Here is a 13,982-nt window from a genome sequence, read left to right as displayed (position 1 = left end):
GGCGGCGCAAGACTATCTTCCGGCAGGCGGCGTCCGGCAAACAAACACAAGCTTGCACGGGAGGTCAGCGCTGATCGGGATGGTGGCCGGCAGTGTCAGGGCAGCGCGTCATAGCCGTCGGCAAAGCCGGCAAGCTCGATTGGAATGCCGACGCGGTCCTGATCGACGGATTCACGCAGCGCAAACACGGCATTCTTGCCGGCGCGTAGGATCTTCATCAGCTCCTCGTCGATTTCCACTTCCACATAACAGCCCTCGGAGAAGCAGCGGGTGAAATAGGCGCGGCCGATATTGTTGCCGTCGACGAAAAGATCCATGCCATCCTTCAGGAGAACGCCGAGCGGAGCCAGAATGCGCAGGATCTTCGCCTTACGGTCGGCAGTCTTCAGGACAACGACGGAGAGGCCAACCTCGGGCCGATCCTCGGCGATGACATTCTGCATCAGCGCACATTGTTCGGCAGAGGCGCCGGCCGGCCGGTCGCAGAGAATGGACCAGGCGCCGTGATTGCCGCGCACGGTGCCGGCGGGCGGTGCCGCGGACGGGGCAGCACCCGGTGCTGCCGGCTGCTGGGAGCCGGGCGTCAGCGGGGCCGATTGCGGCGGTCTTGCCTGCTTTTCTCCTGCCTGCGGCGTTTGCGCCAGCACCGGATAGGCCAGCAGGGCACCCGGCAACAGGGCGGCCAGCGCTACGGCGCGCAGAAGGGAGAAACGCATGAATACCTCTGTCTTTCGAATCAGTCGTGCTAATCTTGTCGCCGGGGAGGGTTAATGAAAAGCCCTTAACCTCTTTTCAGGCGAGTACGGCAAAAATGCGGAGCAGGCCGGAACGCGGGAAATGGCCGGGCAGCCGGCCCTTTAAACTGCGCTTTTGCCGGCTTGGCGAGGGCATTATAGGCTGTGTCGATCACGGCAGAATTGACAACGCGCAAAAATGCCGCACGGACAGCAGCACCGGATGCGTGTGGCGCATATTGCGGCAGTTGGCAAACTGTGATTGAACCGATAGCCTATAGATTGGGATTTTGCGTTGCGATCTGATCTAGATCAAACGCTTGGGGAGAGAAATAGTGATGAACAGAGCCTATGCAGCGTTTGCTGCGATGATCTGTCTGCTCTGCGCCTCGGGGGCGGCGGCAGACCAGCCCGTGCCGTGGCAGATTGACCTGCAGCAGCCGGTGACCCCGATCATGCATGAGATCAAGTGGTTCAACCATTACAGCCTGTGGTTCATCGTGCCGATCACGCTGTTTGTGCTGGTCCTTCTGATCTGGGTTGTCGTGAAGTTCCGCGCAAGTGCCAATCCGGTTCCTTCGCGCACCAGCCACAACACGACGATCGAAATCGCCTGGACGCTCGGCCCTGTCCTGGTGCTGCTGTTTCTCGCCATTCCCTCGTTCAACCTGTTGAACGCCCAGCTGACCATGCCGGAAAATCCTGACGTCACGGTCAAGGCCACCGCCACCCAGTGGCAGTGGAACTACGAATATGAAGGCGGCGAAACGCCGGTGGCCTTCGACAGCTATATGCTGAAGGAAACCGAACGCACGGCCGCCGGCAAGACCGATATGAAGGTTTATCCGCGCCTTCTCGCCGTCGACAATGAAATGGTGCTGCCGGTCAACAAGACCGTGCGCATGCTGGTGACGGCCGCGCCCACAGACGTGATCCACGCCTTTGCCATGCCGGCCTTCGGCGTGAAGATCGATGCCGTGCCGGGCCGCCTCAACGAGACCTGGTTCCGCGCCGAGAAGGAAGGCCTCTATTACGGCCAGTGCTCCGAGCTTTGCGGCAAGGACCACGCCTTCATGCCCATCGCCATCCGCATCGTCTCCCAGGAGAAATACGATGCCTGGCTGACGGCGGCCGCAAGCGACCTGCCGGGCGCATACAAGGTGCTGACGGCCTCTGCCGGCGCGCCTGCGCTCGACGTCGCATCCAAGTAAGGGGGAGTAAGGACAATGGCTGGACATTCACAACACGACGGTCATCACGCCCATGCCGCCCACGAGGCGCATGCCGGCGACGACCATCACCACGACCACAAGCTGAGCTTCTTTGACCGCTGGTTCAAGTCGACGAACCACAAGGATATCGGCACGCTTTACCTGATTTTCGCGATCATCGCGGGCATCATCGGCGGCCTGCTCTCCGTTGCCATGCGCATGGAGCTTCAGGAGCCCGGCATCCAGATCTTCCACGGTCTTGCCTCGATGGTCTACGGCTTCGAGGGCGACGCGGCCATCGACGGCGGCAAGCACATGTATAATGTGTTCACCACCGGCCACGCACTGATCATGATCTTCTTCATGGTCATGCCGGCGATGATCGGCGGTTTTGCAAACTGGATGATCCCGATCATGATCGGGGCGCCTGATATGGCGTTTCCGCGGCTGAACAACATCTCCTTCTGGCTGATCGTTCCGGCCTTCCTGCTGCTTCTGCTCTCCATGTTCGTGGAGGGACCGGCAGGTGCGTTTGGCGTCGGTGGTGGCTGGACCATGTATCCGCCGCTTGCCACATCCGGCCAGCCTGGCCCTGCGGTGGATCTCGCGATCTTCTCGCTGCACATTGCGGGTGCGTCGTCGATCCTCGGCGCCATCAACTTCATCACCACCATTTTGAACATGCGCGCTCCCGGCATGACGCTGCACAAGATGCCGCTGTTTGCCTGGGCCGTGCTGATCACTGCCTTCCTGCTTCTGCTGTCGCTTCCGGTTCTCGCCGGCGGCATTACCATGCTGCTCACCGACCGCAATTTTGGCACCACCTTCTTTGCACCCGAAGGCGGCGGCGACCCGATCCTCTACCAGCACCTGTTCTGGTTCTTCGGTCACCCGGAAGTGTACATCCTGATCCTGCCCGGCTTCGGCATCATCAGCCACATCGTCTCGACCTTCTCGAAAAAGCCGGTCTTCGGTTATCTCGGCATGGCCTATGCGATGGTGGCAATCGGCGCCGTCGGCTTCATCGTCTGGGCGCACCACATGTACACGGTTGGCCTGTCGCTTGATGCGCAGCGTTATTTCGTGTTCGCCACCATGGTCATCGCGGTGCCCACGGGTGTCAAAATCTTCTCGTGGATTGCGACGATGTGGGGCGGCTCGCTGTCGTTCCGCACGCCGATGATCTGGGCGATCGGCTTCATCTTCCTGTTCACCGTCGGTGGCGTCACCGGCGTGCAGCTGGCCAATGCCGGCCTCGACCGCTCGCTGCATGACACCTATTACGTGGTGGCCCACTTCCACTACGTTCTGTCGCTCGGTGCCGTGTTTGCGATCTTTGCCGCCTGGTACTACTGGTTCCCGAAGATGACCGGCTACATGTATTCGGAAAAGCTCGGCAACCTGCATTTCTGGGTCATGTTCATCGGCGTGAACCTGGTGTTCTTCCCGCAGCATTTCCTCGGCCTTGCCGGTATGCCGCGCCGCTACATCGATTATCCGGATGCGTTTGCCGGCTGGAACTACGTGTCATCCATCGGCTCGTATATCTCCTTCGTCGGTGTGCTGATCTTCCTCTTCTGCGTCTGGGAAGCTTTTGCCAAGAAGCGCGTCGCCGGCGACAATCCGTGGGGCGAAGGTGCAACCACGCTGGAATGGCAGCTGTCTTCGCCGCCGCCCTTCCACCAGTGGGAACAGCTGCCGAAGATCAAGTAATCTGCTTCTGGCCATGGCGCGACCTCGCGCCATGGCCACCCAACCAACAGGACTGACCGCATGACCGCCATCGATCATCACGCTGCCTTGGGAGACGAGGACGAGTTCCGTCTGTCGGAAGCCGGCGCGCGCGATTATTTCGAACTGTTGAAGCCGCGCGTCATGTCGCTGGTGGTGTTTACCGCCTTTGCCGGCCTTCTGCTGGCGCCGGGCACGATCAACCCAGTCATCGGCTTCATCGCGATCCTGTGCATTGCCGTCGGCGCCGGCGCGTCGGGTGCGCTCAACATGTGGTATGATGCCGATATCGATGCGGTGATGACGCGCACGGCGCGCCGCCCCATTCCGTCCGGCCGCATCCGCCCGCAGGAAGCGCTGGCCTTCGGGCTGACGCTGTCCACATTCTCCGTTTGCATTCTCGGCCTTGCGGTCAACTGGTTTTCGGCCGGCCTGCTTGCCTTCACCATCTTCTTTTATGCGGTCGTTTATACGATGTGGCTGAAGCGTTCGACGCCGCAGAACATCGTGATCGGCGGTGCCTCCGGCGCGTTTCCGCCGATGATCGGCTGGGCCTGCGTCACCGGTGGTGTTTCGCTCGACAGCATCCTGCTCTTCCTCATCATCTTCCTGTGGACGCCGGCGCATTTCTGGGCGCTGGCCCTGTTCAAGATGCGTGACTATGGCGCCGTCGGCGTGCCGATGCTGCCCAACGTTGCCGGTGAGCGCGCCACAAAACACCAGATCGTTGCCTATGCGGTGGCAACCGCCGTGGTTGGCGTGGCGCCGGCCATGACAGGTCTTGTCGGCTGGGGTTATGGCATCTTCGCCGCCATTCTCGGCGCCATCTTCGTTCTCTGTTCCGTCACCGTCTGGCGCATGCCCGACGGTGACGAGAAGATGGTTCCGGCCAAGCGCATGTTCGCCTATTCGGTTCTTTACCTGTTTGCGATCTTTTCGGCCCTCATCGCCAGCCATTATGCCGATGCACTGATCGGCCTTGCCGGAGGCCTGTCATGATCGAGACCGTCAAGATCACCGATAAACAGAAGAAGTCCCGGCGCGGACGCAATATTGCGCTCGGCCTCGTGCTCGGCGCGCTTGTCGTCATCTTCTACGTGGTGACGCTGATCAAGATCGGCGGAACGGGCTGACGGTTTCAGGGGACGGCAAGGGGGATAGGAGGAGTACGACATGACCGGTAACAGCATGGCGAAAAAGCAGAAGGCGGGCAACGGCGCGATCCTTGCCGCATGCCTGGTTTTTGTCGGCGGCATGGTCGGTGCTGCCTATGCCTCCGTGCCGCTCTATCGGCTGTTCTGCCAGGTCACCGGCTATAACGGCACGACGCAACGCGTCGAGCAGTATTCCGATACCATTCTCGACACCACCATGCGTGTGACCTTCGACGCCAACACGTCGAGTGGCCTCAACTGGGATTTCAAGCCGGTGAACCGCTCTGTGGAGCCGAAGATCGGCGAAACCGTGCAGATCAGCTATCAGGCGACCAACCATTCGCCGGAGCCTGTCACAGGCACTGCGGTGTTTAACGTGACGCCGATGGAAGCGGGTGCCTATTTCAACAAGGTACAGTGCTTCTGTTTTACCGAAACGACCCTTCAGCCGGGCCAGACGCTCGACATGCCGGTGGTGTTTTTCATCGATCCGGAAATCGTCAAGGCTGAAGAAACCAGGAATATCAAGAATATCACGCTGTCCTACACCTTCTATCCGAGCCAGGGGGCAAAACCGGTTGCCGGTTTGAAGGACAAGGCTGAAGGCAGCGCGAAAAAGTTGTGAGAGAGGGCCAGCCCGCATACGCGGGAAGGCTTGAGGAGAAACATCGGGGACTGCTGGCATGGCCAACGCGCATCAAAAGAACCACGACTACCACATCATCGACCCGAGCATCTGGCCGCTTATGGCCTCCGTTGGCGCCTTTATTCTGACGTTCGGGGGCGTCGGTTATATGCGTTACCTGCATGGCGGGCAGTTCCACATGTTCGGGCTGGATTTTGCTCACCCGTGGCTGTTCTTCATCGGCCTCGCGATCCTCATCTACACCATGGTCGGCTGGTGGGCCGATACGATCAAGGAAGGCCGTGAAGGCCATCATACGCCGGTCGTGTCGCTGCATCTGCGTTATGGCATGATCATGTTCATCGCTTCCGAAGTGATGTTCTTCGTCGCCTGGTTCTGGGCCTTCTTCGACGCCAGCCTTTACGCCAACGAAGCCATTCAGGCCTCGCGCGTCACCGCAACCGGTGGCCAGTGGCCGCCGAAGGGCATCGAGGTTCTCGATCCTTGGCACCTGCCGCTTTACAACACCATCATCCTGCTTCTGTCAGGCACCTGCGTCACCTGGGCTCACCATGCGCTGCTGCACAACGACCGCAAGGGTGTGGTGAACGGGTTGGCGCTGACGGTGGCGCTCGGCCTGTTCTTCTCCTTCGTGCAGGCTTATGAATACGCACACGCGCCGTTCGAGTTCAGCAACTCGATCTATGGCGCCACCTTCTTCATGGCGACCGGCTTCCATGGTTTCCACGTTTTCGTCGGCACCATCTTCCTGCTGGTCTGCCTGATCCGCGCAATGAACGGCGGCTTTACCTCCACCAAACATTTTGGCTTCGAGGCCGCCGCCTGGTACTGGCATTTCGTTGACGTCGTCTGGCTCTTCCTGTTCTTTTCGATCTACGTCTGGGGCGGCTGGGGCGCACCGCTGGCGCATTGAGCCGGTCTGCTCAGTCGGGTTCATTACAAGGGGGCGGCGCAAACCGCCCCCTTTTTACGTGGTCCTCTGGACCCTCAATGCTGCTGCCAGCCGTGCGCATGCGGTGGGGCCTTTGCGATCGGCTTCGATCAAGCGGCGGATGTCTGCTGCACAACCGGCCGGATCGCGGGTCGCGGTCTCGACCTCCAGATCATAAAGGCCGGGGTGATGCACGGCCGTCTGCCACAAGGCGACGGGCGGTGGAACGGGCACGTCCGGTGTGCCGCGCAGATAAAGGTCCGGCCGTTGCGGATCGGCGGCCTGCCGACGCTCCATGATGGTGGCGAGGTCGCATCGGACCCCGACGATCACCACCGGCAGTCCGAGAAGACGCGCTGCGCAGTCGTTGAGAATGCCCATGGATGTCGAGTGACCATCGTGATGGCCGACATCGGTCACGACGTTCAGACCGAGCTTGGCATGCGCCGCAATCGATTCGTACAGGGCGGCGTAAAACAGCGGTAGCAGCGGCTCAAGATCGGGGCGCTCGCCGCCGGGACGAAGGCCGATGCCGGGTTGGCAATGCGGTGGCGTCATCTGCATGTAGGCATCGACGCCGAGATTGATCCAGATGCCGGGAAATGTCTCCTGGATGATCCGGGCGATCGAGGATTTGCCGCTGCGCGGCGCGCCGTTGAGGATGATGAAGGTTCCATTGCCTTGGTCGTTTGGCAAGCCGGCTCCTCCCGTGCGCAAACATGTCTTTGTGGTATTGCCGCATCCTACGTGTCTTGTATGGCAATGATAAAGATGCTTTGACCATTGGCATCTTTCAGGAGAACGGCATGACTGAAGACAAGGCACAGTTTCCCCCGCAGGATGCTATCCGCACCGGTCTTGCCGGCTGCTGCCCGCGCTGCGGAGAAGGAAAGCTGTTTGACGGCCTGCTGAAGGTGCGCCCGCGCTGCGCCGCCTGCGGGCTGGATTACGGTTTTGCCGATGCGGGCGATGGACCTGCGGTGTTCGTCATGCTGCTGGTGGGTTTTCTCGTTGTCGGCTTTGCGCTGTGGTTCGAGTTTACCTTCCATCCGAGCGTGATCTGGCATTTTCTCATCACGGCCCCGTTTGCCGTGATCGTCTGCCTCGGGTCGCTTCGCCTGCTGAAGGGCCTGCTGATCTCGCTGCAATACAAGCATAGCGCCAGTGAAGGCAGCATCGATCGTGATTGAACCCGCGCCCCGCATGAGCCTTGGCAAGCGCGTCGCAACCGGTGTCGTGTTGATTCTGGCGCTGGCCATCCTGCTGTCGCTCGGCACATGGCAGGTGCAGCGCCTGCACTGGAAGGAAGGGCTTCTTGCCCAGATCTCCGAGCGCCGGCAGGCCGAACCGGTCGTCCTTTCACAGATTGCGAAAAAGGAGCGCACGGGCGAAGACGAGGAATATGCCCGCGTGGTGATCGAAGGTGTGTTCGATCACAGCCGCGAGCGGCATTTCTTTGCCACCCACCAGGGCCGCAGCGGTTTTTATATCTACACGCCGATGACGCTGTCCGACGGCAAGATCCTCTTCGTCAATCGCGGTTTTGTGCCCTATGCGATGAAATCGGTCGTCACCCGCATGGCGGGGCAGGTGGAAGGGCCGGTATCGCTCACCGGTTATTTCCGCAACCGGCTTTCGGCAAAACCGTCCTGGCTGGTGCCGGACAATGATGCGGCCAAGAACATTTTTTACTGGAAGGATCTCGATGCCATGGCGTCGACCGCCGGACTCGATCCCCAAAAGGTGTTGCCCTTTTTCGTTGATGTCGATGATGCGGTGAAAAACCCCGGCGGTTTCCCGCAAGGCGGCGTCACGCAGTTCGAGCTTTCCAACAATCACCTGCAATATGCCGTGACCTGGTATGGGCTGGCGCTTGCGCTGGCATTGGTTGCCGGTGTGATGGTGTTTAAGCGAAAGCCGTGAGCCTCCGGTCACAGTGTTTTTTCTTGGCGATGCGCGGCGGCCTGGCCTATATGGAGGCGCAACGGGCGTGCGGCGTGCCTCCGGTATGTTCCGTCGCCCTTGCCCTGATTGCCGTTCCGATAACAGGCTGAACCGATGGACATGAACGTAAACCGCCCACCGTTGACGATCCGCCTTTGCGGCCCGCGCGGTTTTTGCGCCGGCGTGGACCGGGCGATCCAGATCGTCGTTTTGGCGCTCAAAGCCTATGGTGCGCCGGTTTATGTGCGCCACGAGATCGTCCACAATCGTTATGTAGTGGAAGGGCTGGAAGCCAAGGGTGCCGTTTTCGTCGAGGAACTGAACGAGATCCCGGAAGAACACCGCGCCCAGCCGGTGGTGTTTTCCGCCCATGGCGTGCCGAAATCCGTGCCGGAGGATGCAGAAAGCCGCAACCTGTTTTATCTCGATGCCACATGCCCGCTGGTCTCCAAGGTTCACAAGCAGGCCATGCGTCACCAGCGCCTCGGTCGCCACGTCATCCTCATCGGCCATGCCGGCCATCCGGAAGTGATCGGCACGATGGGGCAATTGCCGGAAGGCACGGTGTCGCTCATCGATACGATTGCGGATGCGGAAGCTTACCAGCCGATCGATCCCGATAATCTCGGTTACGTCACGCAGACGACGCTCTCGGTCGATGATACCGCCGGCGTCATCGCCAAGCTTCAGGAGCGTTTTCCGAATCTCACCGCACCATCCGCCGACAGCATCTGTTATGCCACCACCAACCGCCAGGAAGCGGTCAAACAGGCAGCGCCCGGCTGCGATCTCTTCATCGTCGTCGGCGCGCCGAATTCCTCCAATTCCAAGCGTCTGGTGGAGGTTGCCCTTCGCGCCGGCGCCACGCGCTCGCTTCTCGTCCAGCGCGCCGCCGAAATCGCCTGGGATGAGGTTGGCCCCATCCGCACGCTCGGCATTTCCGCCGGGGCGTCTGCGCCGGAAGTCATCGTCGACGAAATCATCGAGGCCTTTCGCGAGCGCTTCGATGCCAAGGTGGAACTGGCGATCACGGCGGAAGAAAACGAACATTTCCTCGTCAACCGCGAACTGCGCAGCGTCGAGCTGACCCGCGAAGACATGGCGTGGGTGAATGGGTGAGCGGCGACGGCGCCAGCCGGCAAAACGTGCCAGTGGCACGTTTTGAGCCGCGAACGCCCTGAGCCTAAAGCGAAGGGCCGGGATCGGTTTCGGCATCCTCCAGCCCCCGGCGCCAGTCGCAAGGCAGGCGAATGACATGTGTTAAGTACTAACGCACTTAAGCCCTCAGCGAAGGGCCGGCATCCTCCAGCCTCTTAACCGGCACCTCTCCAATAACCAATCTTGCGCAATTTCTGTTATCCACTATCCTCAAGGCTGAACAGGAGTGCCCCGTCATGAACGTCTCCTTGGGTGAGCGTTGGGAAAAATTTGTCGAAACGACTGTGCAGACGGGCAGGTATGGTTCGGCAAGCGAGGTCGTGCGCGAGGGGCTGCGGCTGGTCGAAGAGCGGGAGATGAAGCTTCGCGCGCTTCGGGAAACGCTGGACGCCTCCCTTGCACAAGGCGGCGGCGTCCGCGATGACGAGATGGAGGTGGCGTTGGCTGCCGAAGCGGACCGACTGTCGCAGAGCACCCGTTGAGGTGGCGAAGCTTGTCTATCTGGACAGCGCCCGGCAGGATCTGATCGGTATCTTGCGTTATATTGCCAAGGCAAGCGGCTCGGTTGCAATCGGGCAGAACTTTACCGGCCTGCTGCGACAGAAATGCCGGTATCTGGCCGAACTTCCCGGAGATATGGGGCGGTTGCGGCCAGAACTTGGTCCCGATATCCGCAGCTCTGCCTTTCGTGGTTATGTCATCTTCTTCCGTCTGAGGGATGACCTGTTCGAGGTGATCAACATTCTGGAGGGACACCGGGATGTGGAGAGCCATTTCGAAAACCTGCCGCCTGACACGTTCGAGACCTGATGCCGGATCCCCAACATCCCCCGTCGCCAAATCCTGTGCCCTTGGCCCCTAAGGGGCTAGCCATGCCGGCGCCTGCCGCTGTATGCCTGTGCTTCATTGACGTTGCAGCGCGCAGCCCGCAGGACACACACACTTGGCCGTCTATACCGATATTTCCGAAACCGACCTGAAGACCTTTCTCGCGCAGTATGATGTGGGCGAGCTGACCTCTTATCGCGGCATTGCCGAGGGCGTGGAAAACTCCAATTTTCTGCTGCACACGACGAAGGAGCCGCTGATCCTCACACTTTATGAAAAGCGGGTGGATGCGGGCGATCTGCCGTTTTTCTTAGGCCTGATGCAGCATCTGGCAAAACGGGGCCTGTCCTGCCCGCTGCCTTTGGCGCGCAAGGACAAGCAATTGACCGGCGAGCTTTCCGGCCGGCCGGCAGCGCTCATTTCCTTTCTCGAAGGTGTGTGGCTGCGCAAGCCGGAGGCGCAGAACTGCTTTGAAGTCGGCCGGGCGCTGGCAGACATGCATCTGGCGGCGGCCGATTTTTCGATCCGGCGGCCGAACGCCCTGTCGCTTGATGGCTGGGTGGAGCTTTGGGAAAAGGCTGCCCCGCGCGCCGACGAGGTTCTGACCGGCCTGCAGGCGGAAATCGGCGACGAGCTGGATTATCTCTCCGGCGTGTGGCCGAAAAACCTGCCGGCCGGCGTCATCCATGCCGACCTTTTTCAGGACAATGTGTTTTTCCTCGATAACAAGCTGTCCGGCCTCATCGATTTTTATTTCGCCTGCAACGATATCCTGGCCTATGACGTGGCGATCTGCCTCAATGCCTGGTGTTTCGAGGCCGACGGCGCCTATAATTTTGCACGGGGGGCGGCCATGCTTGCCGGTTACCAGTCGGTGCGGCCGCTGTCGGACGCAGAGGTTGCCGCCCTTCCGATCCTCTGCCGGGGTTCGGCCCTGCGCTTTTTCCTCACCCGTCTTTATGACTGGCTGACAACACCCGCCGGCGCGCTGGTGGTGAAGAAGGATCCGCTGGAATATCTGAAGAAGCTGCGCTTTCACCGCGCCATCGTGTCGCCCACGGAATATGGGCTTGAACTGCGTCAGGAGGCGTTTTGATGAAACAGGTGGAGATTTATACGGACGGCGCCTGTTCCGGCAATCCCGGCCCCGGCGGCTGGGGCGCCATCCTGCGTTATGGCGAAACCTTGAAGGAACTTCACGGCGGCGAGGCGGATACGACCAATAACCGCATGGAACTGCTGGCCGCCATTACCGCGCTCAACGCGCTGAAGGACACGTGCGAGGTCAACCTCCATACCGACAGCAAATATGTCATGGATGGCATCTCGAAATGGATCTTTGGCTGGAAGAAAAACGGCTGGAAGACCGCAGACAAGAAGCCGGTAAAAAACGGCGAGCTGTGGCAGCAGCTCGACCTTGCAAACCAGCGCCACAAGGTGACCTGGCACTGGGTTAAAGGCCATGCCGGCCACCCGGAAAACGAACGCGCCGATGAACTGGCGCGCCTCGGCATGGCCCCGTTCAAGAGACGCTGAATTTTTGCAAAGGGGCGGCCGCCTGCCGGCCGCCCCTTTGCAAAGCCAGAAACCGGACCAGACCCATCACGGAGAACACCATGATCCTGCACTGCGTCTTCCTGCGCCTGAAATCAGCCCTTGCGCCCGCGGAAAAACAATCGATCTTCGAGGCGCTGTCGGCCCTCCAAACCGTCATCCCCGGCATCGTCTCGATCAAGTTCGGCCCCAACGTCTCGCCGGAGGGTTTGAGCGGCGGCTTTCAGGACGGCTTTGCCGTGACCTTCGAAACCCCAGACGCCCGCGACGCCTATCTCATCCACCCCGACCACAAGGCTGTTGGCGAACGCATTGTGGCGGCCTGCGATGGCGGGTTGGCGGGGTTGCTGGTGTTTGATCTGGAGGTTTGAGGGGGAGCCTGGAGACGGTTGCTTTGGGAGCGAGGTTACCTGACAGATCCGGGTCCACGACCTCACGACACCAGCCACTTGCTCATTCAAAGCAACAGGCATCAGGAGGATGTGGCGGCGGGCCGTTCGAGCTGGACGCAAGAAACCGGGAGGCATATTGGGGGAGGCTTACGGTCGGCGAGGAAACCTCGTGAATAGAGCGTCGATCTGAGGTGCGTTTCGAGAAAACAATTGCCAGAGTAGCACCGCCAGAACGAACATTACATTCCAGGCGATCACCACGTCCGACAGGAAGTGGCCACCAAACATCACCCTGTTGAACGAAAAGGCTGCCGCGACGATGCCCACCGCTCCGAGATAGACGGTCTGGTATCTCGGGTTGATAAACACGACAAGTGTGAGCAGTGCGAAGGCGCTCGCCGCCTCTCCCGAGATGAAGGAACAATTCCTTACGCATTGATCGGTGAACTGCCACGGCGGCGTAAAGAACGCATTACCGCCAAATTCCTCAAGCGCTCTGGGACGCGCTCTGCCAACCCACATCTTGATCAGGTGAACGCCCAGCCCCGGACCCGCTGCAAAGAACGTCAGCACGAATAACAACTTGTGCGGTGCAGGGGGACATTTGAGGTTCCTGACGATTGGATTTGGAATTAGCAGCGTCGTTGCAATTGCTATGACGCTCCAAGGTAGAAACCTGTTGGTGTCCCGAAATGCAATGAGGAAGCTGTTGTCCTTTAAATCGAAACCAGCGGTGGGCTCCCAGAAAAATCGACTGACCACCAGGTCAAGTTCTGGCATTGCGGCAAATATCAAGGATACAAAGCCCAAAAGTATAAGCGCCTGTGAAAGCAAACGGGACGCTTCGTCCTCCAGAGTTTTCGAATTTGCTTTTTGAACGTAGTTGAGGTCAGTTACCTTCATCGGTGGTTCCTTGTTGCGAACCACGTTCTCCCGCCGGATTATCAAGATTTGACCGAGAACCGGAGAAGGCATGCCAAAGTCAGCGGATTTGGATATTATTTCGTCGCTCGTGCTGGTTGTTGAGGACGAGGAAGAAATCGCGTCCCTCCTGGAAAAATATCTTGCAAGAGCTGGCTACAGAACGACCAAAGCATCAACAGGCCTTGCGGCTCTCGCCCATGTACAGAGATTACAGCCGGACCTGATATTGCTCGATATCGGCCTGCCGGATATTGACGGCTTCGATCTTCTCGCAAGAATTCGGGCAAATTCCACTGTTCCGGTGATATTTTTGTCGGCGATGGATGACAGTACAGACAAGTTGCTCGGTCTGAAGCTCGGCGCTGATGACTACGTCACGAAACCGTTCAACCCGCAGGAAGTTGTGGCGCGTGTGGGGGCTGTCCTGAAGCGAACCAGAGGCTTTGCCGGCCATGAGGTTATCCGGCACGACGGCATCGAAGTCCAACTGGACTCCCACATCGCGGTCTCATCAACGCAGAAAGGTCGGTTAGAACTGCCGCTGACTGCAACGGAATTCCGCCTTTTGGTCTGCTTTGTCCGATCTCCCTTCAAGACTTTCGAAAGATCGTCGTTGCTGGACGCGTGTATGCCCGACAGTGATGCGCTGGACAAAACCGTTGATACACATATCGCCAATCTGAGGCGAAAGCTGGCGAATTGCGGCCAAGAGGGATATATCGTTGCAGTGCGAGGCATCGGCTATCGTTTCGCGAGGCCGACAGGTGTCTAGACC

Annotated in this window: 18 protein-coding genes; 15 read left to right on the top strand and 3 right to left on the bottom strand. The window is 59.7% G+C overall.

Annotated elements, in window-relative coordinates; all coding sequences use genetic code 11:
- Positions 1–95 precede the first annotated feature (95 nt).
- Positions 96–740, bottom strand: a complete 645-nt coding sequence (locus AC4CWF_RS14125; protein ID WP_491285406.1) for an invasion associated locus B family protein — start codon at positions 738–740, stop codon at positions 96–98.
- A gap of 332 nt (positions 741–1,072) precedes the next feature.
- Between AC4CWF_RS14125 and coxB the strand changes: the two genes are divergently transcribed.
- From coxB to AC4CWF_RS14095, 6 genes are read left to right on the top strand one after another with little or no spacing between them, the layout of a single operon-like run.
- On the top strand, positions 1,073–1,945 hold the full coding sequence (coxB, locus tag AC4CWF_RS14120) for a cytochrome c oxidase subunit II (protein ID WP_491282280.1): 873 nt from the start codon (positions 1,073–1,075) through the stop codon (positions 1,943–1,945).
- A gap of 15 nt (positions 1,946–1,960) precedes the next feature.
- Positions 1,961–3,658: a cytochrome c oxidase subunit I gene (ctaD, locus tag AC4CWF_RS14115; protein WP_491282279.1), complete on the top strand. Its 1,698-nt coding sequence runs from the start codon at positions 1,961–1,963 to the stop codon at positions 3,656–3,658.
- A 60-nt stretch (positions 3,659–3,718) separates the two neighbouring features.
- Positions 3,719–4,675, top strand: coding sequence for a heme o synthase (locus AC4CWF_RS14110; protein WP_491282278.1), 957 nt, complete (start codon positions 3,719–3,721; stop codon positions 4,673–4,675).
- A complete protein-coding gene (locus AC4CWF_RS14105; RefSeq protein WP_491282277.1) occupies positions 4,672–4,809 on the top strand; it encodes a cytochrome c oxidase system small membrane protein in 138 nt (45 codons plus the stop codon). Before AC4CWF_RS14110 ends, AC4CWF_RS14105 begins: the two co-directional genes overlap by 4 nt.
- Positions 4,810–4,849: 40 nt before the next feature.
- Complete coding sequence (locus AC4CWF_RS14100) at positions 4,850–5,455, top strand: cytochrome c oxidase assembly protein (RefSeq protein ID WP_491282276.1); 606 nt, start codon at positions 4,850–4,852, stop codon at positions 5,453–5,455.
- A gap of 58 nt (positions 5,456–5,513) precedes the next feature.
- Positions 5,514–6,389 carry a cytochrome c oxidase subunit 3 gene (locus AC4CWF_RS14095; RefSeq protein WP_491282275.1) on the top strand — a complete coding sequence of 292 codons (876 nt, stop codon included), beginning with the start codon at positions 5,514–5,516 and terminating at the stop codon, positions 6,387–6,389.
- Positions 6,390–6,443: 54 nt separating this feature from the next.
- Here AC4CWF_RS14095 and AC4CWF_RS14090 read toward each other — a convergent pair whose 3' ends face one another.
- Positions 6,444–7,103 carry a chloramphenicol phosphotransferase CPT family protein gene (locus AC4CWF_RS14090; protein ID WP_491282274.1) on the bottom strand — a complete coding sequence of 220 codons (660 nt, stop codon included), beginning with the start codon at positions 7,101–7,103 and terminating at the stop codon, positions 6,444–6,446.
- Positions 7,104–7,213: 110 nt separating this feature from the next.
- Here AC4CWF_RS14090 and AC4CWF_RS14085 point away from each other — a divergent pair, with 110 nt between their 5' ends.
- The 8 genes from AC4CWF_RS14085 (at position 7,214) to AC4CWF_RS14050 (ending at position 12,262) form a co-directional block, all read left to right on the top strand.
- Positions 7,214–7,597, top strand: a complete 384-nt coding sequence (locus AC4CWF_RS14085) for a DUF983 domain-containing protein (RefSeq protein WP_491282273.1) — start codon at positions 7,214–7,216, stop codon at positions 7,595–7,597.
- 13 nt (positions 7,598–7,610) lie between these two features.
- Positions 7,611–8,330: an SURF1 family protein gene (locus AC4CWF_RS14080; protein ID WP_491285405.1), complete on the top strand. Its 720-nt coding sequence runs from the start codon at positions 7,611–7,613 to the stop codon at positions 8,328–8,330.
- A gap of 141 nt (positions 8,331–8,471) precedes the next feature.
- Complete coding sequence (ispH, locus tag AC4CWF_RS14075; protein WP_491285404.1) at positions 8,472–9,470, top strand: 4-hydroxy-3-methylbut-2-enyl diphosphate reductase; 999 nt, start codon at positions 8,472–8,474, stop codon at positions 9,468–9,470.
- A gap of 275 nt (positions 9,471–9,745) precedes the next feature.
- Positions 9,746–9,991: a type II toxin-antitoxin system ParD family antitoxin gene (locus AC4CWF_RS14070; protein ID WP_491282271.1), complete on the top strand. Its 246-nt coding sequence runs from the start codon at positions 9,746–9,748 to the stop codon at positions 9,989–9,991.
- A gap of 1 nt (position 9,992) precedes the next feature.
- On the top strand, positions 9,993–10,319 hold the full coding sequence (locus AC4CWF_RS14065; RefSeq protein WP_491282270.1) for a type II toxin-antitoxin system RelE/ParE family toxin: 327 nt from the start codon (positions 9,993–9,995) through the stop codon (positions 10,317–10,319).
- 133 nt (positions 10,320–10,452) lie between these two features.
- Entirely contained in the window at positions 10,453–11,433 is a 981-nt protein-coding gene (locus AC4CWF_RS14060; protein WP_491282269.1) for a homoserine kinase, read from the top strand.
- Positions 11,430–11,873 carry a ribonuclease HI gene (gene rnhA / locus AC4CWF_RS14055; protein ID WP_491282268.1) on the top strand — a complete coding sequence of 148 codons (444 nt, stop codon included), beginning with the start codon at positions 11,430–11,432 and terminating at the stop codon, positions 11,871–11,873. Before AC4CWF_RS14060 ends, rnhA begins: the two co-directional genes overlap by 4 nt.
- A gap of 80 nt (positions 11,874–11,953) precedes the next feature.
- Entirely contained in the window at positions 11,954–12,262 is a 309-nt protein-coding gene (locus AC4CWF_RS14050; RefSeq protein WP_491282267.1) for a Dabb family protein, read from the top strand.
- Positions 12,263–12,430: 168 nt separating this feature from the next.
- On the opposite strand, the gene AC4CWF_RS14045 is transcribed toward AC4CWF_RS14050, so the two are convergent.
- A complete protein-coding gene (locus AC4CWF_RS14045; protein ID WP_491282266.1) occupies positions 12,431–13,186 on the bottom strand; it encodes a phosphatase PAP2 family protein in 756 nt (251 codons plus the stop codon).
- 70 nt (positions 13,187–13,256) lie between these two features.
- On the opposite strand from AC4CWF_RS14045, the gene AC4CWF_RS14040 reads away from it, so the two are divergent.
- The gene (locus AC4CWF_RS14040) at positions 13,257–13,979 is read left to right on the top strand and encodes a response regulator transcription factor (RefSeq protein ID WP_491282265.1); all 723 of its coding nucleotides are present in this window, start codon (positions 13,257–13,259) and stop codon (positions 13,977–13,979) included.
- Positions 13,980–13,982: the final 3 nt, after the last annotated feature.

The sequence above is a fragment of the Neorhizobium sp. PAMB6630 genome, assembly GCF_058242775.1.
Note: the sequence above shows the minus strand (reverse complement) of the source record. Positions and strands in the feature narration are given on the sequence as shown.

Excerpts from the sequence above, each read along its gene's own strand:
- AC4CWF_RS14110 (WP_491282278.1), top strand. The coding sequence starts at position 3,719 with ATGACCGCCATCGATCATCACGCTGCCTTGGGAGACGAGGACGAGTTC.
- AC4CWF_RS14085 (WP_491282273.1), top strand. The coding sequence starts at position 7,214 with ATGACTGAAGACAAGGCACAGTTTCCCCCGCAGGATGCTATCCGCACC.
- AC4CWF_RS14095 (WP_491282275.1), top strand. The coding sequence starts at position 5,514 with ATGGCCAACGCGCATCAAAAGAACCACGACTACCACATCATCGACCCG.
- AC4CWF_RS14100 (WP_491282276.1), top strand. The coding sequence starts at position 4,850 with ATGACCGGTAACAGCATGGCGAAAAAGCAGAAGGCGGGCAACGGCGCG.
- AC4CWF_RS14045 (WP_491282266.1), bottom strand. The coding sequence starts at position 13,186 with ATGAAGGTAACTGACCTCAACTACGTTCAAAAAGCAAATTCGAAAACT.
- ispH (WP_491285404.1), top strand. The coding sequence starts at position 8,472 with ATGAACGTAAACCGCCCACCGTTGACGATCCGCCTTTGCGGCCCGCGC.
- AC4CWF_RS14050 (WP_491282267.1), top strand. The coding sequence starts at position 11,954 with ATGATCCTGCACTGCGTCTTCCTGCGCCTGAAATCAGCCCTTGCGCCC.
- ctaD (WP_491282279.1), top strand. The coding sequence starts at position 1,961 with ATGGCTGGACATTCACAACACGACGGTCATCACGCCCATGCCGCCCAC.
- AC4CWF_RS14105 (WP_491282277.1), top strand. The coding sequence starts at position 4,672 with ATGATCGAGACCGTCAAGATCACCGATAAACAGAAGAAGTCCCGGCGC.
- AC4CWF_RS14040 (WP_491282265.1), top strand. The coding sequence starts at position 13,257 with ATGCCAAAGTCAGCGGATTTGGATATTATTTCGTCGCTCGTGCTGGTT.
- coxB (WP_491282280.1), top strand. The coding sequence starts at position 1,073 with ATGAACAGAGCCTATGCAGCGTTTGCTGCGATGATCTGTCTGCTCTGC.
- AC4CWF_RS14080 (WP_491285405.1), top strand. The coding sequence starts at position 7,611 with ATGAGCCTTGGCAAGCGCGTCGCAACCGGTGTCGTGTTGATTCTGGCG.
- AC4CWF_RS14070 (WP_491282271.1), top strand. The coding sequence starts at position 9,746 with ATGAACGTCTCCTTGGGTGAGCGTTGGGAAAAATTTGTCGAAACGACT.